At 45.6% G+C, this 23,507-nt stretch carries 19 protein-coding genes; 10 read left to right on the top strand and 9 right to left on the bottom strand.

Translation table 11 applies throughout. The features are described 5' to 3' along the window. Window positions 1-68 precede the first annotated feature (68 nt). A complete protein-coding gene (queD, locus tag MU515_RS01635; protein WP_014232353.1) occupies window positions 69-431 on the bottom strand; it encodes a 6-carboxytetrahydropterin synthase QueD in 363 nt (120 codons plus the stop codon). Between the two features lie 334 nt (window positions 432-765). Between queD and asnS the strand changes: the two genes are divergently transcribed. From asnS to MU515_RS01650, 3 genes are all read left to right on the top strand, one after another. Further along, on the top strand, window positions 766-2,166 hold the full coding sequence (gene asnS / locus MU515_RS01640; RefSeq protein WP_260258623.1) for an asparagine--tRNA ligase: 1,401 nt from the start codon (window positions 766-768) through the stop codon (window positions 2,164-2,166). Window positions 2,167-2,425: 259 nt separating this feature from the next. After that, window positions 2,426-2,725 (top strand): hypothetical protein, encoded by a 300-nt coding sequence (locus MU515_RS01645; RefSeq protein WP_260258624.1) that lies wholly within the window; start codon window positions 2,426-2,428, stop codon window positions 2,723-2,725. Between the two features lie 528 nt (window positions 2,726-3,253). Next, window positions 3,254-4,444 carry an amino acid aminotransferase gene (locus tag MU515_RS01650; protein WP_260258625.1) on the top strand — a complete coding sequence of 397 codons (1,191 nt, stop codon included), beginning with the start codon at window positions 3,254-3,256 and terminating at the stop codon, window positions 4,442-4,444. A gap of 71 nt (window positions 4,445-4,515) precedes the next feature. Here MU515_RS01650 and MU515_RS01655 read toward each other — a convergent pair whose 3' ends face one another. The 3 genes from MU515_RS01655 to MU515_RS01665 all read right to left on the bottom strand — a co-directional run bounded on the left by MU515_RS01655 (window position 4,516) and on the right by MU515_RS01665 (window position 8,234). Continuing rightward, a complete protein-coding gene (locus MU515_RS01655; protein ID WP_260258627.1) occupies window positions 4,516-5,145 on the bottom strand; it encodes an outer membrane beta-barrel protein in 630 nt (209 codons plus the stop codon). 130 nt (window positions 5,146-5,275) lie between these two features. Beyond that, window positions 5,276-5,653, bottom strand: coding sequence for a transporter (locus tag MU515_RS01660; RefSeq protein ID WP_260258628.1), 378 nt, complete (start codon window positions 5,651-5,653; stop codon window positions 5,276-5,278). 232 nt (window positions 5,654-5,885) lie between these two features. Beyond that, window positions 5,886-8,234, bottom strand: a complete 2,349-nt coding sequence (locus MU515_RS01665) for a DEAD/DEAH box helicase (protein ID WP_260258629.1) — start codon at window positions 8,232-8,234, stop codon at window positions 5,886-5,888. A gap of 219 nt (window positions 8,235-8,453) precedes the next feature. Here MU515_RS01665 and MU515_RS01670 point away from each other — a divergent pair, with 219 nt between their 5' ends. From MU515_RS01670 to MU515_RS01680, 3 genes are read left to right on the top strand one after another with little or no spacing between them, the layout of a single operon-like run. Next, window positions 8,454-10,142, top strand: coding sequence for an NAD-dependent malic enzyme (locus MU515_RS01670; protein ID WP_260258630.1), 1,689 nt, complete (start codon window positions 8,454-8,456; stop codon window positions 10,140-10,142). Window positions 10,143-10,193: 51 nt separating this feature from the next. Then, a complete protein-coding gene (locus tag MU515_RS01675) occupies window positions 10,194-10,517 on the top strand; it encodes a DUF3392 domain-containing protein (protein WP_260258631.1) in 324 nt (107 codons plus the stop codon). Continuing rightward, window positions 10,490-11,260, top strand: a complete 771-nt coding sequence (locus MU515_RS01680) for a SanA/YdcF family protein (protein ID WP_260258632.1) — start codon at window positions 10,490-10,492, stop codon at window positions 11,258-11,260. Before MU515_RS01675 ends, MU515_RS01680 begins: the two co-directional genes overlap by 28 nt. 95 nt (window positions 11,261-11,355) lie before the next feature. Here MU515_RS01680 and MU515_RS01685 read toward each other — a convergent pair whose 3' ends face one another. After that, window positions 11,356-12,669: a GGDEF domain-containing protein gene (locus tag MU515_RS01685; protein ID WP_260258633.1), complete on the bottom strand. Its 1,314-nt coding sequence runs from the start codon at window positions 12,667-12,669 to the stop codon at window positions 11,356-11,358. Window positions 12,670-12,961: 292 nt separating this feature from the next. Between MU515_RS01685 and MU515_RS01690 the strand changes: the two genes are divergently transcribed. Beyond that, window positions 12,962-13,792, top strand: a complete 831-nt coding sequence (locus MU515_RS01690; protein ID WP_260258634.1) for a DUF2797 domain-containing protein — start codon at window positions 12,962-12,964, stop codon at window positions 13,790-13,792. 75 nt (window positions 13,793-13,867) lie between these two features. On the opposite strand, the gene MU515_RS01695 is transcribed toward MU515_RS01690, so the two are convergent. Next, a complete protein-coding gene (locus MU515_RS01695; protein ID WP_260258635.1) occupies window positions 13,868-15,097 on the bottom strand; it encodes a cysteine desulfurase-like protein in 1,230 nt (409 codons plus the stop codon). Then, a complete protein-coding gene (locus MU515_RS01700) occupies window positions 15,081-15,737 on the bottom strand; it encodes a 2OG-Fe dioxygenase family protein (RefSeq protein WP_260258636.1) in 657 nt (218 codons plus the stop codon). Before MU515_RS01700 ends, MU515_RS01695 begins: the two co-directional genes overlap by 17 nt. A 415-nt stretch (window positions 15,738-16,152) precedes the next feature. Between MU515_RS01700 and trxB the strand changes: the two genes are divergently transcribed. The 3 genes from trxB (at window position 16,153) to cydC (ending at window position 20,781) form a co-directional block, all read left to right on the top strand. Next, window positions 16,153-17,115, top strand: coding sequence for a thioredoxin-disulfide reductase (gene trxB, locus MU515_RS01705; protein ID WP_260258637.1), 963 nt, complete (start codon window positions 16,153-16,155; stop codon window positions 17,113-17,115). A 164-nt stretch (window positions 17,116-17,279) separates the two neighbouring features. Next, window positions 17,280-19,067 (top strand): heme ABC transporter permease/ATP-binding protein CydD, encoded by a 1,788-nt coding sequence (gene cydD / locus MU515_RS01710; RefSeq protein ID WP_260258639.1) that lies wholly within the window; start codon window positions 17,280-17,282, stop codon window positions 19,065-19,067. Then, a complete protein-coding gene (cydC, locus tag MU515_RS01715) occupies window positions 19,060-20,781 on the top strand; it encodes a heme ABC transporter ATP-binding protein/permease CydC (RefSeq protein WP_260258640.1) in 1,722 nt (573 codons plus the stop codon). Before cydD ends, cydC begins: the two co-directional genes overlap by 8 nt. 74 nt (window positions 20,782-20,855) lie before the next feature. Here cydC and MU515_RS01720 read toward each other — a convergent pair whose 3' ends face one another. Both MU515_RS01720 and MU515_RS01725 read right to left on the bottom strand, forming a co-directional pair. Continuing rightward, window positions 20,856-22,379, bottom strand: coding sequence for an ATP-binding response regulator (locus tag MU515_RS01720; RefSeq protein WP_260258641.1), 1,524 nt, complete (start codon window positions 22,377-22,379; stop codon window positions 20,856-20,858). 13 nt (window positions 22,380-22,392) lie between these two features. Then, window positions 22,393-23,490 (bottom strand): response regulator, encoded by a 1,098-nt coding sequence (locus MU515_RS01725; RefSeq protein WP_260258643.1) that lies wholly within the window; start codon window positions 23,488-23,490, stop codon window positions 22,393-22,395. Between the last annotated feature and the right edge of the window lie 17 nt (window positions 23,491-23,507).

Here is a 23,507-nt window from a genome sequence, read left to right on the forward strand (position 1 = left end):
TTCCCCACTCTCTAAACGAAAAAAGCCAATCTCTCGATTGGCTTTTTAGTCTAACTCGGCAACAAAGATTACTCACCTTTGTAGATACAACCCGCCGTGCAAGTCTCTTTAATTTCAACTTTGCTCAGAAGTGGCAATGATGGTTTTAGCTGCTGCCAAATCCACTTTGCTAGCACTTCGCTTGTCGGGTTTTCAAGACCTTCAATATCGTTCAAGTAGTAATGATCTAAGCGGTCGTAGATTGGTTTAAATGCCGCTTTGATTTCTGCAAAGTCCACAACCCAGCCTGTATGGGGATCAACTTCGCCTTCTACATAAAGACGAACTAAAAAAGAGTGGCCGTGCAGACGACCACATTTGTGACCTTCTGGAACGTGAGGCAAGTGGTGTGCTGCCTCAAACATAAACTCTTTGTACAATTCTGTTTTCATCTTAATTCTCAGGCTTTATAAAAGTGACGCAATACTAAGGATTTACTCTGCTGCTGACAAGTAAATCCCCCAGAGTTGCCTATTTCTCGTGGTGTAAAGAGACAAACAGCGGTTATTTCTGGTGATAAAACAATACCGTCAAAGAAAATAATGAAATTATCGCAAGCAAATTGACAATAAAGGTTGAAGCATAGGATTTGACAGGTAATATGGAGGTTCGATGAAAAAATATCGCCAACCCAATGTTTTGACGAATTTTTGGCCAAATTTAGCCATTAATCTCCTACAAAAGACATTGGGTTGAATTTTTACCTCAATGGAGATTATTTTAAACATGACTTACGCGCCTGTAACAGACGTTTTGAGCGGTAAGCTAGCAGTAGACAGTGAAGTCACTGTTCGCGGCTGGATTCGTTCACGTCGTGATTCCAAAGCTGGAATCTCTTTCCTTGCCATTTATGACGGCTCTTGTTTCGACCCGATTCAGGCCGTGGTCCCAAATAATCTTAATAATTACGAAGACGAAGTACTTAAGCTAACTACTGGCTGCTCTGTTGAAGTAACAGGTAAGATTGTTGAGTCTCCTGCTAAAGGTCAAGACTTCGAGCTAGCAGCAACTGACGTTAAAGTTGTTGGCTGGGTTGAAGACGCTGATACTTACCCAATGGCTAAAACTCGTCACTCGATTGAGTACCTACGTGAAGTTGCGCACCTACGCCCGCGCACTAACGTTATCGGTGCTGTAGCGCGTGTACGCAACTGCCTATCTCAAGCAATCCACCGTTTCTACCACGAGCAAGGTTACTTCTGGGTTTCTGCTCCGCTAATCACAGCATCTGATGCTGAAGGCGCTGGTGAAATGTTCCGCGTATCTACGCTAGACATGGAAAACCTACCTCGCACAGAGCAAGGCAATGTTGATTACAACGAAGATTTCTTCGGTAAAGAGACGTTCCTAACGGTATCTGGTCAGCTTAACGCAGAAACTTACGCTTGTGCACTAAGCAAAGTTTACACGTTCGGCCCTACTTTCCGTGCTGAAAACTCAAACACTAGCCGCCACCTAGCGGAATTCTGGATGGTGGAGCCTGAAGTAGCATTCGCAGACCTAAACGACGTTGCTAAGCTATCAGAAGATATGCTGAAGTACGTTTTCAAAGCGGTACTGGAAGAGCGTCGTGATGACCTTGAGTTCTTCGCACAACGCATCGACAAAGAAGCGATTACTCGTCTAGAGCAATTCGTTTCTTCAGACTTCGCACAAGTAGACTACACTGACGCAATCCAAATTCTTCTAGATTCTGGTCGTGAGTTCGAATTCCCAGTTGAATGGGGTATCGATATGTCTTCTGAGCACGAGCGTTTCCTAGCTGAAGAACACTTCAAAGCGCCAGTAATCGTTAAGAACTACCCGAAAGACATCAAAGCGTTCTACATGCGTCTGAACGACGACGGTAAGACAGTTGCTGCGATGGACGTACTTGCACCGGGTATCGGTGAAATCATCGGTGGTTCTCAACGTGAAGAACGTCTAGATGTTCTTGATGCACGTATGCGCGAGATGGGCATCGACCCTGAGCACATGAACTGGTACCGCGATCTACGTCGTTACGGCACAGTGCCTCACGCTGGTTTCGGTCTTGGTTTCGAGCGTCTAGTGTCTTACGTAACAGGTATGGGTAACGTTCGTGACGTAATCCCATTCCCACGTACACCACGTTCAGCAAACTTCTAATCTGAACCAAGAATACGATGTAAAGCCCTCTTTTTAGAGGGCTTTTTTGTAGTTATTACTCAAGCAATCCACAGCTTTAGTTACTATCCCTCAGCTCTACGCCAGCAAACGTCAATTATGGCGGTGAGATCACTTTCTTTCTCACAACGTATATTACATTTAGGGTCAGGTTCTATAATTAACCTACTAGATTAATACGCTTGCGCGAACTAGGCCTTAGTTGGCCACACAAGTCAGCAAATAACTGGTGAGAATAACAATGAAGAAATACGACGAATCCAATATTGAATACAAAGGTGAAACCAACGGTGTGCACACTTGGTCTACCCCATCGGGTCAACCTTACTATTGGCACCCAGATTGGCTACACATTGCTGAAGATGCAACGGGTACGCACCCTAAAGAAGAAATCGCGGTAGAAAGTAATGAGCAGCCTACTGAAAAGCATGCTGTGAAAGCGATTTTGAGCCACTTGAACAAATGGGCAAGTGAGAAAATGGCATCCAACCCTGATTTTGAAACCAACGCCCATGAGTCGGAAATTAATTTAAAAAAATAATTTAAAACGACCGAATAATTGACAAAAAGCCTCAAGATTTAAGTAAATCTTGAGGCTTTTCTCTATTCAGTAACGAAGGGACATTCTCTTCAATGAACAGCATTACGTTCCTGACTAACCCCTAGCCCTTTGTCATTAACTCTAGCTAAAAATAGGCGAACATCTCACAACTTAGTCTGGAAAATCACTCTCATATTAAGTGCTTGCACATCAATCGAGTAAAACTGAGCTTTTCATCCCAATTTTTAGGAATATAAAACCATTGGCAATCCCCATAGGCTATGGCGTTATACGTAATTCTGGGTCAAAAAACCGCTCTCGTTAGAACATCTAAAAGTGATGGAAAAGTTATGATTTCTCGATTAATTCACGGCCAAGCAACTAGGTAAATGCCCGACTTAAACCAAGAGTGAAGCAAATAGATGAATAAATTTGCATTTTATTTCGGCTAGCTGTTGTCAGTGTGGCCTCATAAAGGTATAAATATTCGAAGTATTTTCTCCCTTCGACTTTACATGGATGACGATTATGTTTGAAAAAGTAGTAGCTGCACCAGCAGACCCTATTCTTGGGCTTACTGAAGAGTTTAAAAAAGACCCTCGCGCTGAAAAAATCAACCTAGGCGTAGGCATTTACAAAAATGAACAAGGTGAAACGCCTGTTCTAGCAACAGTAAAGAAAGCAGAAGCAGCACTGATTGAAACCGAAAAAACCAAGTCTTACCTTACAATCGAAGGTACGGCAGAATACGGCCTAGCAGTACAAAAACTGCTATTCGGTGGGCAAGCAGAAATCGTCACCTCTAAACGCGCGAAAACAGCACAAGCACCAGGTGGTACTGGTGCACTTCGCGTTGCGGGTGAATTCATCAAACGCCAATTGGGCGACGTAAAAATCTGGATCAGCAACCCAACGTGGGCAAACCACAATGGCGTGTTTACAGCAGCAGGTATTGAAACCGCTCAGTACAGCTACTACAACGCTGAAACCAAAGAGAAAGATTTTTCAGCCATGCTTGCTGATCTAGAGAAAGCAAACGCAGGCGACATCGTTCTTCTTCACGGCTGCTGTCATAACCCAACGGGTATCGACCCAACGGCAGACGAGTGGGAAACATTGGCAAAATTGGTTGCAGAGAAACAACTTCTGCCACTGTTTGACTTCGCGTACCAAGGCTTTGCAACTGGCGTAGAAGAAGATGCAGCAGGTCTGCGTACTTTCGCTAAATACAACAAAGAAATCTTAGTTGCGAGCTCATTCTCTAAAAACTTCGGTCTTTACAACGAACGTGTGGGTGCTTTCACTCTAGTTGCAGAAAACGAAGAAACCGCGACAACGGCTTTCTCTCAAGTAAAAGCCATCATTCGCTCTATCTACTCAAACCCACCTGCGCACGGTAGTGCTGTGGTTACTTACATTCTAAACGATGCCGATCTTCGTGCTGAATGGGAAGCAGAAGTAAAAGAGATGCGTGACCGCATTCAAGAGATGCGTGAGCTATTCGTTGCAACACTAAAAGAGCAAGGCGTAGACGCAGACTTTAGCTTCATTGAACGTCAAAACGGTATGTTCTCGTTCTCTGGTTTAACTAAAGAGCAAGTAAACCGCCTAAAAGAAGAGTTCGGTATCTACATTGTTGGCTCTGGCCGTATCAGCGTAGCGGGTATGACGAAGAACAACATGCTACCGCTTTGCAAAGGCATTGCTGCGGTTCTATAAGCCCGATTACCGCCAAAACCCCTATTGCAACAGCCAATAGAATTAGAGCCAGCGATTGCTGGCTCTTTTTGTTAGAAGTGCACTCTTAACGATACACCCCCTTCATTAGTGGTCGTCACTCCCGAATTTCGATGGGTATAAAACCCGCCAAAACTCATTCGCTGAGAAGCACGGTAGTTTGCCCTTAGCGTATAAATATCAACATCAATAATGTCACTGCGATTCCATTCAACATCCGCGATAGCACTCCACCGCTCGTTCAATTGATATATCAAACCCAACTCACCACCCCATGTGAACTCATCATTACTTGATAGCGTGGTGTCAGTAATGTCATTGGTCTGCTCAGCCCATTGCATGCCCGCTTTCACTAACCCTTGTAACGCAAGGTTTTGCGCCAAATCGAATTGCATCCCTAGGCCGGGCAGTAAGGTATAGATTTCCGTCGTAGTCTCATCTGGATGGATAAAACGAGCAGAATAATCAAGGCTCGCCAACAGCCCAAAGCTTAGCGGCATCACCCCACCAACACTCAATGCGGTCACATTGCTGTTGGTTCCGATATCATCATCTAACGCACCTGCAGCGAGATCCGCGTAAAAATATCTTGGGAGTTCGACCATTGCCGCCGCTGGCAGTGAAGTGATACCGAGTAAACAACAACCGAGAATTGGCAGCGTTTTATTTGGATTTATGCGCATAACTGACCCTCACAACTGTTTTTTTAACCGTAGTGCACAGTTAACGAGTTCGCGTATAAGCAATTATATTTATGTGGGTTTCGTGGCAAAAACGTGATCACCAAAAACAAAAAAGGCCCGCTAGGGCCTTTTAAAAAGTAATCATTAATTCATCTTGTTGAAGATTTTGAATATCCACTTTGGAACGCTTTTTTAATCGCTCTATTTGTTCTTGTTCTAGCTCGTAAGGCATGACAAGTTTTATTTCGTGAATACCCTCCGTTTTTGCAAGCTTTAACAGCGTATGAATATTTGATTCGTCACTTCGACTCGCTGAGAGCGACTTCATGGCTTGATTCCATAAACGCTCTTCGGCTGTCTCTTGCGATTTGATACCATCTTTCCATGCCAGCCCAAAGATAGGAGCAATGGAGCTAATTGCTTCGAGAAACGTCCATTTCTTACTGCAGGAAGCGCCTAAAAAAGAGGTGTAATCAAATACCACACATGCCTTGCCTTGATGTTCCATATCATCCCCCGTGATCGCGGCAACACAGTGAATTTAATATCGGCCATCATTCTTCATATAGCAATAGGATATAAAACAATAGTCTTTTATACCCCTTACTTGAGCGGAAAAGCTATATAAAAACCAAAGCAGTAACAAACCTTGAACAAGAAAATGATATACGGAATCAGTTGCTTAATATTTGCGCTACCAAAATAATCCATTCCCAAAAACGAGATAGGACACTATCCTGTTAAACCACATTAATAACTCGACTGGCTTTTTTGTACTGAACGCGCCAGCCCTTCCAGCGCGGGAGCTCCCACCTCTTGGGGTCGCCTTTACGTAAGCCATCACGATATATTACGTAAACTAATTTTTTATCCGTGTGATATTCAACATCTAAATTCAAATCCCCTAAAAGCAGGGTAAATGGATAAGTTTGTGCAAAGTCTTCATATTCCCAATATGGAATGCCCTCGAACTGAAAATCCTCGGCGCTAAAAAGCTCAAGCTCTTCCATTGAGTCCAATTCGAGTTGAGTTAACTGCTCAGTAAACCAATGTTCAAACGTCAGTTGCTGATGATCGCTTACCTGCTCGCTTAAACCCAGTTCAACATACAATCGCCAATGGTCTATTTGTTGTTTGCGCTGCAAGTAGAGCCCATCAAGCACCTCACCGTTTTTTACCGCCTCTAGCATCGGCTTTATTGCGAGCTCCCCTTGCGCTTGTTGCAGCTCTGTGGCGATCACTCGTCCTGCATACACTAGCTGCATCTCAACTTGGGTGACGCCATCCTCACACACGGTTTCACCCTGTTGCCATTCACCAATATTTAGCGCCGCCATCTGCTCAAAAGAGAACGGCATCATTTGCGTCGCTAAAGTTAAGGTTTGCTTCACCCCTCTACCCGGCAGGCTATGAGTATCTAATACAATCGCGCCTTCAGAACGAGGCGAAAAACGGCTTTCTCTACCCAATACAACTTCCAACTCACCATTGCTAAATGCCTCTTGCCTGCGCTCTCGTCTGACAAAAACCAGCTCAGGATGCAAAGTTGCAATCGCATTGACCCATTGAGAATGTTCATAACGTGATGCAACCTCAAGCTGTGGCAGTTCAAATACCTCACGCATCTGCGCTGATAGCGCTCGCGCCTCGCTTAAGGCCTCATTATCAACGTCGACACCTGATAACAGATCACCACGAATGATCTTGATGGCTAACTGACCATCACAACCCAATGGCTCATCCTGCGCGAGTTGTTCTTGCAGTTCTTCTGAACTTTTGAGCCGATATAGCTTGCCGGGTGTTGCCAATATCGCGGTGTAATCGATCATCACTTCTTGCAGCGCCTTAGTTGGCATTCGAGTGACAAGGTCGGCCAACAGCGCATCAATAGGTAAAGGATAGATTTTCTTACCATGCTCAGTTGCCAAGCCTTGCTGCGTTATGGCGTTCATGGCCAATAATAACTCTTTAGCCTGTTCCACCGAGCGCTGCGGTAATGATTGTAAAAACTCCAACTGCTCTAGCGCTACGCCACAACTAGCAGAGGCAAGCATCGCCTCGGTTAATGACTCTCGAAACATCTCCGGTGGCGTCACATCACTCAGCGCGGCATGTTCTCCAAACAAGCGAATACAAATGCCATCCATCACTCGGCCTGCTCGCCCCGCGCGTTGCTGAGCGCTCGATTTAGAAATGTGCTTTAAACTAAGCGTGGTGCGCCCATTGCGTTGCTCTGTTCTGCGCTCTAAACCGGAATCAATCACAGCAACAATATTGGCAATGGTGAGTGAGGTTTCAGCGACATTGGTCGCTAAAACAACCTTCATTCTTCCTTGCGGATTTAAAGCGATATCACGCTGTTGGTTAGTCACTGACGCATGAAGCGGCGCAACGATAATGTCTTCAATGTGCGCGAGCGCTGATTGGCACTGAGCAATCTCCTTTCTGCCCGGAAGAAAAACCAAAATGTCACCCTGACAATCTGGTAATAAGGCTTCTACCTCTTGGCGCACTCGTTGATCCAAATGACGGGAATCCGGCAGTTGGCGAGACTCTTTAGCGCGATGACCAATCGCCACATCATATACGCGCCCTTCTGCATGCAGCCTTTGTGCGCCCAAGTACGCAGCCAGTTTTTCTCCTTCTATGGTTGCCGAGGTTAACACCACGCGGTGCTGATTGCGCTGTTTCAATAGCGCGACGAGCAAATCCGTATCCCAGCGACGTTCATGGAACTCATCCACGATGATGGTAGAAAAATCACTCAACTGATTTTCACTCATCCAACGAAGTGCCACTCCGGGAGTGACAAACAGCACTTGAGTATTCTCAGTCGCGCAGTGTTGGAGTTTGATCGAATAACCAATGCGTTCACCCAAAGTTTGCCCTGCTTGCTGCGAGAGAAACTCCGCTAGCGAAGTACACGCCAATCGCCTTGGTTCAATCACCAATACTCGGCCATACTCCGCCGCCCATAAAGGCAAGCGAGTCGACTTACCCGAGCCGGTCTCAGCTTCAACAATGAGATCGCTCTGTTTGAGCAATTGCATAAAATCAGACTTTAGTGAATCAATAGGAAGTTGAAGCATAATCAATAGAATGGAAGTAATTAGGAGCGCCAGTATAACACGCCAAAAAGTGAGTTTTTAAACTCAAGCCGTTAACATCCGTCAGAGAAAGCCCGATTCCTTTAATCAATCTCTCACTCTGCACTGTGATTGTTGTCGAGATTACCCATAGCGGTTTACAATAGTAACAATTTCCCTGTTCCCCCTGCCCAACTATGGGTCGAAATTAATAGGTTCGTAATGAATAACGACAAACGCCCTTTGTATATCCCTTTTGCTGGCCCAGCACTTCTAAGTACCCCCCTTCTAAATAAAGGCAGTGCTTTTACTGCTTCAGAACGAATTTCTTTTAACTTAGAAGGTCTGCTGCCAGAAACCACCGAAACCATCCAAGAACAGGTTGAACGCGCGTATCAGCAATACCGTAGTTTTGAAAGCGATATGGATAAGCATATCTATCTACGCAACATTCAAGACACTAACGAGACGCTTTACTACCGTTTAGTGCAGAACCACATCACCGAGATGATGCCAATCATCTACACCCCAACGGTTGGTGCAGCATGTGAAAACTTTTCTAACATCTACCGTCGTGGCCGTGGTTTGTTTGTGTCTTACGCCAACCGCGAGCGTATGGATGACATTCTAAACAACGCATCAAACCACAACGTAAAAGTCATCGTTGTAACGGACGGCGAACGTATTCTTGGTCTTGGTGACCAAGGTATCGGCGGTATGGGTATTCCAATTGGTAAGCTTTCGCTTTATACCGCTTGTGGTGGTATTAGCCCAGCTTATACTTTGCCTATCGTGCTTGATGTGGGTACAAACAACCCACAACGCCTTGCTGACCCTATGTACATGGGCTGGCGTCATCCACGCATCACAGGTACGGATTACGATGCGTTTGTCGAAGAGTTTATCCAAGCGGTTCAACGTCGTTGGCCTGATGCTCTAATTCAATTTGAAGACTTTGCACAGAAAAACGCAATGCCGCTACTAGAGCGCTACAAAGATCGCATCTGCTGCTTCAATGATGACATTCAAGGTACGGCTGCGGTTACCGTGGGTTCACTATTGGCGGCATGTCAGGCTGCGGGTAGTAAGCTATCTGATCAACGCATCACCTTCTTAGGTGCAGGCTCTGCCGGTTGTGGTATTGCAGAAGCGATCATCGCTCAAATGGTTTCTGAAGGTATTTCAGATGAGCAAGCTCGCTCACAAGTTTACATGGTTGACCGTTGGGGCCTACTGCAAGAAGGCATGCCAAACCTTCTCGACTTCCAACAAAAGCTCGTTCAGAAATCTGAAAACACACAAAATTGGGAAACCGACAACAACGCATACTCACTATTAGATGTCATGCGCAATGCCCAACCAACGGTTCTTGTTGGCGTATCTGGCGCTCCGGGTCTGTTTAGCAAAGAAGTCATTCAAGAGATGCACAAGCATTGCCCGCGTCCAATTGTTTTCCCGCTTTCAAACCCTACCAGTCGTGTTGAAGCGACACCAAACGACATCATTCGTTGGACAAACGGTGAAGCGCTAGTGGCAACCGGTAGCCCATTTGACCCTGTGGTTCACGATGGTAAAACCTACCCAATTGCACAATGTAACAACAGCTACATCTTCCCGGGTATTGGCCTAGGCGTACTTGCTGTTTCAGCGCGTCGCGTAACTGATGAAATGCTGATGGAGTCAAGCCGTGCGCTAGCAACATGTTCACCACTGGCAATCAATGGCCAAGGCGCATTGTTACCGCCACTGGAAGCGATTCATTCAGTATCGAAGAAGATTGCCTTCGCAGTTGCCAAAAAAGCGATTGAACAAGGTGTTGCTTTGGAAATTACCGACGAAGCGCTTGAAGAAGCTATCGATGCTCACTTCTGGCAGCCTGTGTACCGCCGTTACAAACGTACTGCTTTCTAATATCCTACTCAAAGCCCCTATTATTAGGGGCTTTTTGCTTTGGTCATCAAAATGTTGGAATTTTTAGCCCCTGCTGGGCGTTATATTGCGCCATATTTAAGTGAGATCTCTACTGCCTTAATCGCTTGTGCTTTAGTGATGTTTGGCGGTGAAATCAATGCGAATCTGCGTCGATTGTTGAGAACTCAGAACTTTGTCGTAAGAACGGTCGTGTTTATATTGATTAATGCGTTTGGTTACGGCTTAATCATTGTAAAAGCAACCCCTTACCTAGCGCGGACATTACGTGATTTGCCCTATGGCATGATGTTTTGCATAGTATTGACCAGCTTTATTTTGATAGGGCTTTGGGCACAAAGGAATCGACAAATCTAGTGAGAAAGATTTTTTACCACCGCTCACCTCAATCGCGTTTTCTGACTCGGTGCAAGAAAGCGCTATGGACATTTTTAGCCTTAGCTATTTTGGGGGTTGTCGCGGTTATCTCCATTGACCGATGGGTAACAAATCATACCCAGGGACAACTCTACTTCGACGCCAGTGAAGTCAAACCCCATGAAGTGGCCGTGGTACTAGGTACGAGCAAATACTTAGGCCGTACCTTAAACGAGTATTACACCAACCGTATCGATGCTGCGATAGCGCTTTACCAAGACGAAAAAATCAGCAACTTCATCCTTAGTGGCGACAACGCCCATCGCTCCTATAACGAACCGTGGACGATGAAGCGCGATTTACTCAAAGCTGAAATCCCTGAAGACCGTATTCACCTCGATTACGCAGGCTTTCGCACGCTTGATTCCATCGTGCGCGCAAAAGAAATTTTCGATACCGATAACTTTCTAATTATCTCGCAAAAATTCCACTGTGAGCGCGCGCTGTATATCGCCAATTACCATCAGATTAATGCCCGCTGTTTTGCTGTGCCGGGGCCAAGTTCTCACTCTGGTTTTAAGGTGCGCTTTCGTGAGGTTTTCGCCCGAACTAAAGCCTTCATTGACTTATATTTGATTGGTACTCAGCCTAAATTCCTTGGCCCGAAAGAGCCTATTTCAAAGGCTTTACCTGATTTGGAACAAAGTCAAAGCGCCGCAGAGCCAACAGATAAAACCGAATAAACTGAATAAAACATAGCGGAACAAAAAAGGTGACTCACGGTCACCTTTTTCCTGCCTAAACAATCTGCACTGAAACAATTAACGCGACTCAATCACTATTGCACTCGCTCGGCCACTTCCACTCGGTTACGGCCATTGCGCTTCGCAAGGTAAAGCACTTCATCTGCTCTTGCCAACATATCGGTTGGGCTTTCATCGCCTAAGTCTGCAACACCAAGGCTGGCCGTCAACACTTCACCGTGAATCCAGATATGTTGAGCGATTTTTTTACGTAGTCGTTCAGCAACGATCACCGCTTGGTCAAGCGTGGTAAACGGACTGAAAATCACAAACTCTTCCCCACCCCAGCGAACAAGGCGGTCAGTCACACGTAGCTGACCCAATATCACCATGGTGAATTCGCGTAGAATATCGTCACCCATTTTATGGCCAAATTGATCGTTAACTTGCTTGAAGTGATCAATATCCACATAAATGACCGACAGTTGTAGATTGCCGCCATCAGTCGCGACAAATTCTTTGTCTAACCATTCACGAATCGAATGTCGGTTCATTGCGCCAGTTAAAGGGTCGTGATGAGCCATCTCAGCAAATTGCACATTCTGCTCACGCAAGTTGCGGTTAAGAGTTTTGAGCTTTTGACGGCGATGTTCTGTGTCTGCAATTAATTTACGGCTATTGCGAATCTCATGTGCGCTGTAGGTCATTCCCGTGACAATCCACATGATAAGTAGCCCCATCATCAAATCTTCACCAGCGATGTATTCACCAATAAACTCAATGCTATTTACCGTCATTTGATATTGCCCAACAGGGCTACCTGATCCAGTGGCAAATTCAATACGGTTAATATTGTTGAACTCTGGCGAGGAATGCTCAATAGGAATTTTATTGTCCACCAGCCACCACGTGAGCACTTGTAGGCTTTTGAGTGGGATCTCCAACGGTTTGCTGTAATCGCCAAGACGATAATCTAAGCCGTTGTATTTATGGGTATACTCATCATCAGTTTTAGAGTAAGCGGGATTGAAGTTACGCAGGTAAAAGCGCATGGTTGGCTTTTCGTCACTGTCTAAACGTTCAAAATCTAGATCTAGGCGTATCGTATGGTAATCAGATAAGTCGATGCCAATTGCCGCATTTTCTGGTTGGATATGGATAGAGAGACCACAATACGGCCATGCATAATCTTCGCTGGTTTGCAGTTGGCAATCTAAAACGGTTTTATGTGGCGTTTGTGTGAGTGAGCTTGTCGATGCACCCTTTTGGACTTGATCATTGGTGGCAACATAAACAAATTGATTGGGGCTAATTTTGTATACTTTCGTGTCGCCATATAACCAGTGTAGCCAAACGGCCGTCACTGAAAATATCGTCATAACGAAAACGAGCTTGTGAAAACTTTTCAAGGTTCCTCACCTTCCTAACCAGCTAAATGTGAGTCAAAAGACCCTAATTATTGTTGTCCTATTTTTGATACAAAATGTACGATAAAAATGATCTGTTGCACAGAAAAATAACCCTACTTACACCAATATTTTTAACTCCCTCGTATACAGCACCGTTATGCTCCAATGCCACTATACGCAGAGCGCATCTACTCCACACTCCTGAGACTTTTCTGATAAAATAACAAAATAATCATTAGGGTTAATTGACCCAGCCACTTACGTGGTTACATAAAGCAAAAAGAGCAAAGTCATGTCATCTATCGCTATCGGGACACTGCGTAAAATGCGCGGTGATCTTGAAGATGCGGTTCACTACCATTTACCGGTCGGTGAACACGCTATCGATCTCAAGCCATTCCTAGGCCAAAACATTACCCTGACTCACACTGGCAATATCTTTTGCCAATCATGTGGTAAAAAAACCAAGAAAAGTTACTCTCAAGGCCATTGCTTTGTGTGCATGAAAAAACTCGCTAGCTGCGACATGTGCATCATGAAGCCGGAAACCTGTCACTACGACCAAGGCACTTGCCGCGAACCTGAATGGGGCGAAGCAAACTGCATGGTTGACCATTATGTTTACCTATCTAACACCTCTAGCTTAAAAGTCGGCATTACTCGTCATACCCAAATCCCTACACGCTGGATTGACCAAGGGGCAACGCAAGGCTTGCCTATTTTTAAAGTGAAAAGTCGTTATATTTCTGGCCTGATTGAAGTGGAGTTAGCCAAACATATTGCAGACAAAACCAACTGGCGAACCCTGCTTAAGCAAGATGGTGAACCAATGGCGCTTGAAGAAAAATTCTCTGAATTACTGCCTCTAGTCGAAGACAAAATCACACAAATCAAACAGGAGTTTGGTGAGGATGCGATTGAGATTTTGCAAGAAGCGATCACTGAGATTCACTATCCGGTTAATACCCACCCGACTAAGATCACCTCACACAACTTTGATAAGAATCCTGTTGTGTCAGGCAAAATTGAAGGGATAAAGGGTCAATACCTAATTCTGGATACCGGCGTTATCAATATTCGTAAGTTCACATCTTATGAAGTAGAAGTGTCCGCTGACGCCTAGTTGATCAACAAAGCCGCTCAGACCGAGCGGCTCTATTGTTAGTGAAGCGGATAGCGAGACGGATAATTGAGCTAATCAGTAAAGTGCATCGAGCGTGGCAAACAACTGATCAATTTCCTCAATAGTGTTGTAGTGCATCATGCCTATACGGACCACACCACCACTCTCCTCTAGCCCCAGCTGACGAACTACCCCCAACGCATAAAAGTGACCACTCCAGACACAAATATTCGACTCTCCTAAATGTCGAGCGATATCAGCAGGGCTTTGATGCTCAAAAGTGAGCGCGAATGTTGGCGTTCTTAGGGCACTCAAGCCTTGTTTAACTCCCCAAAGCTGAATGTATTTGCGTTCATTGATCCGCTTTATAAAGTGCTCGCTTAAGGTTTGTTCGTGCTGATTATATAAAACATAAGATTGAACAAGCCGATCGCGCAGTGAATCATTTTGGTTGCCCCACTGTGCGAGATAATCAACCGCTGCCACCAGACCAGCAAGGCCTTCAAAACTTTGAGTACCTGTTTCAAATCGACCCGGTCCAATATTGGTTGCCGGTTCAACTTTATAAGGCAATAAGGTCTGCAGCCATTTGGGCGCGATATAGGCGATCCCCACATGGGGGCCAAAGAACTTGTACGCAGAGCAGACCAAAAAATCGCAGCCTAACTGCTGAACATCCACTAAATGGTGCGGTGCGTAGTGAACGGCATCAATAAACACTTGAGTTCCGTATTGCTGCGCTTTGCGAATAATCGGCTCAACATCGACGATGCTGCCGGTCGCATTGGAGGCTAAGGTCACCGCCACCAAGCGGGTCTTGTCATTCATCATTGACAGCAAATGCGCGACATCAAGCGTGCAGTCGTCAGTATTGATGTTGGCACTGAGTACCTTAACTCCTTTATCCTCAGCCGCTTGCTGCCATGTACTGACATTCGCGTAATGATCAAGCGCAGTAACAATAATCTCATCGCCCTCAATCCAATTACGGCTGATAGATCGGCTAAGAGAAAACGTCAGCGAAGTCATGTTCGCGCCAAACACAATATTGTCGGCGCTTTGAGCATTAACGAGCGCCTGAGCACTTGCCCTAGCATTCGCCATCAGTTGATCAGTTTTACGGCTTGAGAAGTATTGCCCACCTAAATTGGCATTGTAATGGCCTAAGTAATCCTGCATCGCTTCTAATACAGAGAAAGGAACTTGCGAACCTCCTGGCCCATCAAAAAAGCAAACATCTTGCCCATTATATTGCTGGCTTAGCGCGCCAAACTGCGCCCGAACGGCATTAAGATTGAAGTGCATTAACACCATCCTTCGCGGTCAATACAAACACATCCATATGGCCTTCTTTACCATGTTCTATGGCTCGAATTGGGCACGCATTATGCCAAAGTTTACCATCTGCCAGTAACGCCACTTCTCCATTTTCCAACACCTTACGGAAAAATGGCGCTTCGTGGTTATCGTTATAAAGCATGATTTCACCACCCACAATGTTGTGGCGGTCGATACCAATTAGAGCGATATGGTCGAAGCCATCTTGATGAACACCTTCTGGCGCAACTTGCGTTTCGTCATACACCGCAGAGATCCGGATTTGATGGATTTCAATTTCCTGCCCATTTGGCAGCTCATTGCTCTCGACAAACAACTCGCACATTTCTCGCATCCCTTCACTGTTTATCGTTTTACTCAGCAATGGCTCAAATTGACGCACGATATCGCCTTGGAAATGGTTAATCTGCTCTGACTGAACAAAATCATGCTTGTCTGTCGCGACCACTTTACCGTCAATAAACTGCACTACCGAGTAACGGCGCAAGCGATATTGACCATCCGCATGCTGAGTGTGAGGTAAAGTTGTGAAGGTGGGAGAAAGCTGATGAATCGCCTCGCGACTCAGTTGTGTCAGCTGTAATGTGTTTTCATGACCGTGTAGCATCATCGACTCCTTAATGATTACGCTCAATTTAACAATATATTTACAACTTAATATCATGCATAAATTCTAATCAGTCAACTTTTTGCGATATATAACTCCAACAGAATTACCAATTTAGAAATAAACTCCAACAAAATAGCCAGATATAGGTATTATGACTACCCCATCAAAGCCTGAGAGCTTGTTTTTGGTGTTCTTAACTAGGAATTATTAACAATCCTATGAGTTTCAGGCCATTGCATCGCCTTTGTTCAGCTTTAACCTTTGATACAACTGGTTCTAAGCTATAGCGATTTATTTATCCGATCAGGCTTGAATGCGCGTTTCCTATCCCCATTATTTTTATTACAATCGATTCTAATTCCTAAACAGTGACCAATAGCGATGAAGCTATTAGTAAAAAGATGGAGCGCCAATGAGCAACGTAAAACACTGTAACCTACTTATTCTTGGTTCTGGCCCAGCGGGTTACACAGCAGCGGTATACGCAGCGCGTGCAAACCTTAAGCCTGTTTTGGTTACAGGCATGCAGCAAGGTGGTCAGCTAACGACAACGACTGAAGTTGAGAACTGGCCTGGCGATCCAACTGGCCTAACAGGCCCAGATTTAATGGAGCGCATGAAAGAACACGCTGAGCGCTTCGAAACTGAAATTTTGTTTGATCATATCAACGAAGTAGATTTCAGCCAGCGTCCGTTCAAACTAAAAGGCGACAGCGCTGAATACACCTGTGACGCATTGATCATCTCAACCGGTGCATCGGCAAAATATCTTGGTCTTGAATCAGAAGAAGCATTCAAAGGTCGCGGGGTATCTGCGTGTGCAACTTGTGATGGTTTCTTCTACCGTAACCAAAAAGTAGCGGTTGTTGGCGGCGGTAACACAGCGGTTGAAGAAGCGCTGTACCTGTCTAATATCGCATCAGAAGTTCACCTGATTCACCGCCGTGATACCTTCCGCGCTGAGAAGATCTTAGTTAAGCGCCTGATGGACAAAGTAGAAAACGGCAACATTATTCTGCATACCGACCGCACGCTTGATGAAGTGGTTGGCGATGATATGGGCGTGACTGGCGTACGCGTGAAAGACACCAAGTCAGATACGGTTGAACAAATTGATGTCATGGGCGCATTCATTGCCATCGGCCACCAGCCAAACACGGGCATCTTCGAAGGCCAACTTGAGATGAAAGATGGCTACATCATCGTGAACTCTGGCTTAGAAGGCAATGCGACTCAAACCAGTGTTGAAGGTGTATTTGCGGCCGGTGACGTAATGGACCACAACTACCGCCAAGCAATTACCTCGGCAGGTACAGGTTGTATGGCGGCTCTAGACGCCGAGCGTTTTCTTGATGCCTTAGCTGATAACAAGTAACGGCTGACATAATTTAAAACAATGATTCAAGCCCCGCGGTACTCCCGCGGGGTTTTATTTTGTATAATCGAGCGTTCACAAGTCAGAAAAAGTGAAATCTGAGCGATTACTAGACCAAGTAATGGGCATCAGATGACCTATAAAAACAGCAGTAAGCCTTCATAATGGATAAAAATAAACAACGCAGCTTGAACAAATGGCTCCGACAGCAAAGTAAACTGGCAAAGCGCTGGTTGCTGGCTGCCGTTGGCCTTGGCGTGTTATCAAGCGTGTTTTTACTTGGGCAAGCGGCCTTACTTGCCTCAATACTTCATCAACTGATTATTGAACACACGGACAAATATTCGCTACTTCCTCAATTTGCCGGTCTAGCGGCATTGATCGCAATAAGAGCGCTCTGCTCTTGGGGGCGTGAAATCGCAGGCTACCGCTGTGGTGAGCAAATCCGTACCTACATGCGACAACTGATCCTCGATAAGTTACGCGAACTTGGCCCTGCCTACATCAAAGGTAAACCAGCAGGTACATGGGCAACCTTGATGCTTGAGCAAGTCGAAGAAATGCACGATTTCTTCGCTCGCTATTTGCCGCAAATGTCGCTGGCCGTTATCGTTCCTTTCATCATTCTTGTCGTCGTATTTCCGGTCAACTGGGCTGCGGGTTTCATCTTCTTACTAACCGCCCCTCTTGTACCCTTATTTATGGCACTGGTCGGAATTAAAGCCGCTGACGCTGGGCAAAAAAACTTCAAAGCATTGCAACGATTGTCTGGTCACTTCTACGACCGTCTGCAGTCTATGACCACTATACGTTTGTTTGATCGCACCAAAGCAGAAACGGAGCTCATGCAAGGCGCATCTGAGGTATTTCGCTCACGTACCATGGATGTTCTGCGTATTGCCTTCTTATCATCAGCGGTATTAGAGTTCTTCACATCAATCTCTATCGCGCTGACTGCGGTTTACTTTGGTTTCGCCTTTATTGGCGAGCTCAACTTCGGATATTACGGCGTCGGGGTCACTCTGTTTGCCGGTATGTTTATTCTGATCCTTGCCCCAGAGTTCTACCAGCCTCTGCGTGACCTCGGTACTTTTTACCACGCCAAGCAGCAAGCTGTTGCCTCAGCGGAGAGTATTGTCGATTTCCTTGAAACCGATGTGACCGCAGTAAAATCAGGACAAACCTCCATTGATGTCTCCCAAGGGGTAGAGATCAAAGCACAAGGCCTAGAAGTGTTTAGCTTAGAGGGCAAACGCCTACTTGGCCCTATCGATTTTACGCTTAGCGCAAAACAGACAACGGCTTTAGTCGGCCCAAGTGGCGCGGGTAAAACCAGTTTAGTTAATGCGATTTTAGGCTTCTTACCTTACAGCGGCTCTTTGCAAATTAATGGCATAGAACGTACTGAACTGAACCTTGAGCACTGGCGTCAACAAATTAGCTGGGTGGGGCAAAACCCACTACTGCTGCATGGTTCAATCCGTGACAACATCACGTTGGGCAAGCACGAGGTGGATGAAGAACGTATCAAGCAAGTACTAAAGGACTCTTTTGCCGATGAATTTGTTTCTCAACACGGCTTAGAGTATCCGATTTCTGATCGCTCAGGTGGCTTATCAGTCGGTCAAGCACAGCGTCTTGCCCTTGCTAGAGCCATGCTGCAAAACGGCGAGTTTTGGCTGTTAGATGAGCCAACAGCAAGCCTTGATGCGCGCAGTGAACGTCTTGTCTCACAAGGCCTTGATAACCAAATTGAAGCTAAGAGCGCGCTTATCGTTACTCACCAACTTGCTCCGCTACAAAGTGTGCAGCAAATATTGGTGATGCAAGATGGACAAATCGTTCAGCAAGGCGACTTTGCTCAACTGTCACAAGAAGAAGGACTGTTCCAAAACATGCTCAATGCGAACCAAGCCCTGCAACAGCAAAATGAGGGTAGCCTAGATGCGTGATTTACTTCCTTATCTGAAACTGTTTAAAAAGCACTGGTTTGGTTTATCTCTTGGGATGTTCCTTGGGTTCTTGACCCTATTTGCATCCATCGGATTGCTTTCTCTTTCCGGTTGGTTCTTATCCGCTGCGGCGGTTGCCGGATTAACCATCGCGCGTGAAACCTTTAACTACATGTTACCTGGTGCGTTTGTTCGTGGCTTTGCCATGGGTAGAACAGCGGGTCGTTGGGGTGAGCGCGTAGTTAGCCACAATGCGACATTTAAACTGCTGACTGACTTGCGTATTTTCTTCTTTAAGAAATTGGCGCCACTCGTACCGGGCAAAGTTTCTAACCTGCGTGATGCGGATATTCTCAACCGCATCATTGCCGATATCGACGCGATGGACCACATCTATCTACGTCTTATCAGCCCGGTCACCATTGGTGTTGTCGGTATCGCCAGCCTTACAGCCGTATTGTGCTACTTCGACCCAGAGTTAGGCTTAACCCTTGGCGGCATCTTGTTGGTATTAGTGCTTTGCTGGCCGGTGCTGTTTTACAAATTAGGTAAACGTAACGGTGCTGAGCTAACACAGAACAAAGCCGACTTACGCATCAATACCCTTGATTGGTTACAAGGCTACAGCGAGCTAACTATTTTTGGCGCAGAACAACGCTACCGCGATGCCATCTACTCGGCGCAAGAAAAGCTGCTTAAGAACCAGTTCGTTAACGCCCACTTTGCTGGCCTTGCCCAAGCACTACTAATGCTTGCCAATGGTTGGACATTAGTACTTATGCTTTGGCTAGCCGCAGACGGTGTTGGCGGTGGTCAACCTGACCCACTGATTGCTCTATTTGCTTTTGCAACCATGGCCAGTGTTGAGCTGCTAATGCCAATTGCCGGCGCTTTCCAACACTTAGGTCAAACGCTGACCTCTGCTCGTCGACTAAATGACGTCATCTTAGCGGAGCCTGAAGTAGTATTCGCAGAGAAACCAGCAGAATTAGTACAAGGCTTTGGCATTGAATATCGCAATGTCACCTTCACCTACCCTGATGGACAAGTACCCGTAGTTAAAGATATTAATCTCGTCGTGCCTGCTGAGCATCGTTTAGCGATCGTTGGCCAAACGGGATCAGGTAAATCAACATTACTTCAACTCCTTACCCGCTACTGGGATACCAACCAAGGAGAACTCTTGATTGCTGGTAAGCCACTAAAAGAGTTATCAGAATCGCAACTGCGCTCAGCGATTACCGTCGTGAGCCAACGAGTAGATATCTTGAATGGTACGCTGCGAGATAACTTAATCATGGCTAAGCCAGATGCCAGCGATGCTGAAGTATCTGCCGCGATTGGTAAGGTAGGTCTTGAGAAACTGCTCGAAGGTAAAGGTTTAGACGATTGGTTAGGTGATGGTGGCCGTCAGCTTTCTGGTGGTGAAAAACGCCGTATCGGTATTGCACGTGCATTACTGCACAATGCCCCTATTCTGCTGCTTGACGAACCAACCGAAGGGCTAGATAAACAAACTGAACAGCAAATCATGCGTTTGTTTGATAAGCATTTTGTTGGCAAAACCGTGGTATTTATTACCCACCGACTTGTAGAACTAGAGAAGATGGACAGCATTTGTTTAGTCGAGAATGGTGAAGTGGTTGAGCACGGTTCACACCAAGAGTTAATCGCCCAACAAGGTCGATACTTCCAACTTAATCAAACTCTGTAATCTCCTCTTTAAAAACACAAGGGTCAGCAACTGCTGACCCTTTTTGATTTTATATGTCCTACTTCTAACCCAACTTAACCCACTTTTAAATGCAGGATGAGCGTTGTCCCCACCCCTTCTTTAATATTCAGTTTTATCCGGCCGTTTTGCGCCTGAGCACAGAGTTTCGCTGAGTAAGCACCGATGCCCATGCCATCAATTTTTCCAGAGGTGACAAACTTATTGAAAAACTGACCGCGAATATTAATGGGTACTTCGCCAACATTGTGCACTGAGATGATAATTTCATCCTCTTTGCGTTCAGATTTGACCGTCACGCGAGTACCGTTGGGCGCAGCCTCTATGGCGTTCGAGATCAAGTTACAAAACATCGTGTAACTGAGTAAATCATCCCCTTGGTAGATATGGGCAGGGTCCACATCCAAGATAACTCGTATCTGTTTCTCATCCGCTTTGGCTTTAAAACTAGACGCGACTTTTTGCAACACATTTTCCGCAGTGACCGGCTCTAGCGCTTTGGAATACAAGCCCTGCTCTAGCTCCATCAGAATACTGTGGTTTTCTAACATTCGGCCAATCACGGCAGAGTTTTCTTTGACCACCTCGACATCTTCTTGAGTGGTTTCACCATTCATCAAGGTCGTCATGATTGCTGTCAGCGGGTTGCGCACATCGTGCAAGAAAGTTTGGTCTGCATCATCGCGCATCCGAGCAGACTGAATCAGCACTTCCACTTGGTTCACCAGCTTTTGTCTTTGCACCACCGCATTCATGTGGGCTTCAACACGCGCTAACACTATTTCAGGGACAACAGGCTTGGTAATGTAATCGACCGCACCGAGCTTGAGCCCTTTCACCACATCGTCGGTTTGCGACAAAGCAGAAACAAAGATAATCGGAATAAACTCCGTTTCCGGATTCGCTTTCAGTGCTCGACACACCGATAAGCCATCCATTTCAGGCATCATGATATCGAGTAGAATCAAATCCGGTTTATCGGGCTTGGAGCAAATATCTATCGCTTGAGCACCACTGCGGCACACTCGTATTTTGTAAAGCGGTTTTAAGAGTTCACCAAACACCTGTAGATTTGATGGCTCATCATCCACGACTAAGATGGTGCGTTTAGTTTCTTTCTCAACAACTACTTCTTTATCTCGATTCCGACTTATCGTATTTGCGGGAATTGGCGATACGAAGGCTTTATGAACTCGTTCACTCAACGTTGCCATCGAAAATGGCTTAATCAAATACTCAGAGACCCCTGCTTCAATAGCATCGACAACATCGCTTTGATGTAAGTTGCCAGTCAGCATAATAAAAGGAATGGTTTTATGGGCTTCTGATTTTCTAACGAAACGCAGTAACTCCAAACCATCCATTTTGGGCATTTTCCAGTCAGAAACAATGATATCGAATACATTGTGCTCCAGTCGGTAAATCGCCTCTTTACCATCTTTTGCTTTTAAGATGGTTTTAAAACCTAGCTGTTCAAACGCGCTGTATAAAGTTCGTGTCACTGCTTCAAAATCATCGACAATTAACACGCTCAATTCTTTGTACGGCGACTCCTTTGCCATTAATTTATAGTTTTCCATAACCACGCTTCCGTTAGTGAGGGTGTTCGTCTTTATATTGTTGAGCGATCTGATTGAACTGGTCAGCGATTTCTTCGAATGCTTCTACCATTATCGGATCAAAGTGACTTCCTTTACCTTCTGTGATGATCTCGACCGCTTTCTCATGGGAGAAGGCCGGCTTATAAACGCGCGCAGAGATTAGCGCGTCATACACGTCGGCAATGGCCATTAAACGTGCAGAAACTGGAATTTGCTCGCCGCTAATACCTTCAGGGTAGCCCGAACCATCCCATTTTTCATGATGTGAATAAGCGATTTCTTTGGCAAAAGTTAAGAAGTTATCTGCAATACCTAACGAGCCTTCTGCCGCTTCTATTGCGTCTTTACCGTAAGCCGCGTGCTTTTTCATTTCGGTAAATTCTTCATCGGTCAATTTGCCCGGTTTAAGCAAAATGCTGTCGACGATGCCAACTTTGCCAATGTCATGCAAAGGCGCTGATTTGTATAAGGCAGTAATAATATCCGGCTGTAGATATTCTCGGTATTTCGGTGTTTGAGATAGCGCCTGCGCAAGCACTTTGACGTATTTCTGGGTACGTCGAATGTGGTTGCCAGTTTCAGGGTCTCGAGATTCAGCCAAAGCGCCCATAGCAACCATGGCCACATCTTGTAAGTCATTGAGTTGCTGAGTACGCTCAACCACCTTTTCTTCCAGCACTTCGTTCTGACGCGCCAATTGATCGCGAGCCGATTTTAAGGCTAAGTGATTTTTGACGCGTTCTTTAAGGATTGGTGGGCTAATAGGCTTAGTGATGTAATCCACCGCGCCCAGTGATAACCCTTTTGTTTCATCATCTTCTTGCGATTTCGCGGTTAAGAATATGACCGGAATATCACACGTGTCTTCAGAGTCCTTAAGTCGGCGGCAAACCTCATAACCATCCATTTCCGGCATCATAACGTCCAGCAAGATTAAATCGGGTTTACGTTTACCGATGATTTTTAGTGCCATTTCCCCGCTCACCGCAGCTTGCACTAAATAGTCGCCTGACAGAACGCCTTTAACGACTTCGATATTGGTGACTGTATCGTCGACAGCCAAAATGGTCGCTTTTTTTCCTGTGCTCATAGCTTCTTCCATAAATT

This window comes from Vibrio intestinalis, from assembly GCF_025195085.2.
Classification (GTDB): Bacteria; Pseudomonadota; Gammaproteobacteria; order Enterobacterales; family Vibrionaceae; genus Vibrio; species Vibrio intestinalis.

What these genes read in the sequence shown, in the direction of transcription:
- MU515_RS01670 (WP_260258630.1), top strand. Translation starts at nt 8,454, where the DNA reads ATGAATAACGACAAACGCCCTTTGTATATCCCTTTTGCTGGCCCAGCA.
- asnS (WP_260258623.1), top strand. Translation starts at nt 766, where the DNA reads ATGACTTACGCGCCTGTAACAGACGTTTTGAGCGGTAAGCTAGCAGTA.
- MU515_RS01720 (WP_260258641.1), bottom strand. Translation starts at nt 22,379, where the DNA reads ATGGAAAACTATAAATTAATGGCAAAGGAGTCGCCGTACAAAGAATTG.
- trxB (WP_260258637.1), top strand. Translation starts at nt 16,153, where the DNA reads ATGAGCAACGTAAAACACTGTAACCTACTTATTCTTGGTTCTGGCCCA.
- MU515_RS01695 (WP_260258635.1), bottom strand. Translation starts at nt 15,097, where the DNA reads ATGCACTTCAATCTTAATGCCGTTCGGGCGCAGTTTGGCGCGCTAAGC.
- MU515_RS01655 (WP_260258627.1), bottom strand. Translation starts at nt 5,145, where the DNA reads ATGCGCATAAATCCAAATAAAACGCTGCCAATTCTCGGTTGTTGTTTA.
- MU515_RS01675 (WP_260258631.1), top strand. Translation starts at nt 10,194, where the DNA reads ATGTTGGAATTTTTAGCCCCTGCTGGGCGTTATATTGCGCCATATTTA.
- MU515_RS01660 (WP_260258628.1), bottom strand. Translation starts at nt 5,653, where the DNA reads ATGGAACATCAAGGCAAGGCATGTGTGGTATTTGATTACACCTCTTTT.
- MU515_RS01700 (WP_260258636.1), bottom strand. Translation starts at nt 15,737, where the DNA reads ATGCTACACGGTCATGAAAACACATTACAGCTGACACAACTGAGTCGC.
- queD (WP_014232353.1), bottom strand. Translation starts at nt 431, where the DNA reads ATGAAAACAGAATTGTACAAAGAGTTTATGTTTGAGGCAGCACACCAC.
- MU515_RS01665 (WP_260258629.1), bottom strand. Translation starts at nt 8,234, where the DNA reads ATGCTTCAACTTCCTATTGATTCACTAAAGTCTGATTTTATGCAATTG.
- MU515_RS01650 (WP_260258625.1), top strand. Translation starts at nt 3,254, where the DNA reads ATGTTTGAAAAAGTAGTAGCTGCACCAGCAGACCCTATTCTTGGGCTT.
- MU515_RS01690 (WP_260258634.1), top strand. Translation starts at nt 12,962, where the DNA reads ATGTCATCTATCGCTATCGGGACACTGCGTAAAATGCGCGGTGATCTT.
- cydC (WP_260258640.1), top strand. Translation starts at nt 19,060, where the DNA reads ATGCGTGATTTACTTCCTTATCTGAAACTGTTTAAAAAGCACTGGTTT.
- MU515_RS01725 (WP_260258643.1), bottom strand. Translation starts at nt 23,490, where the DNA reads ATGAGCACAGGAAAAAAAGCGACCATTTTGGCTGTCGACGATACAGTC.
- MU515_RS01645 (WP_260258624.1), top strand. Translation starts at nt 2,426, where the DNA reads ATGAAGAAATACGACGAATCCAATATTGAATACAAAGGTGAAACCAAC.
- cydD (WP_260258639.1), top strand. Translation starts at nt 17,280, where the DNA reads ATGGATAAAAATAAACAACGCAGCTTGAACAAATGGCTCCGACAGCAA.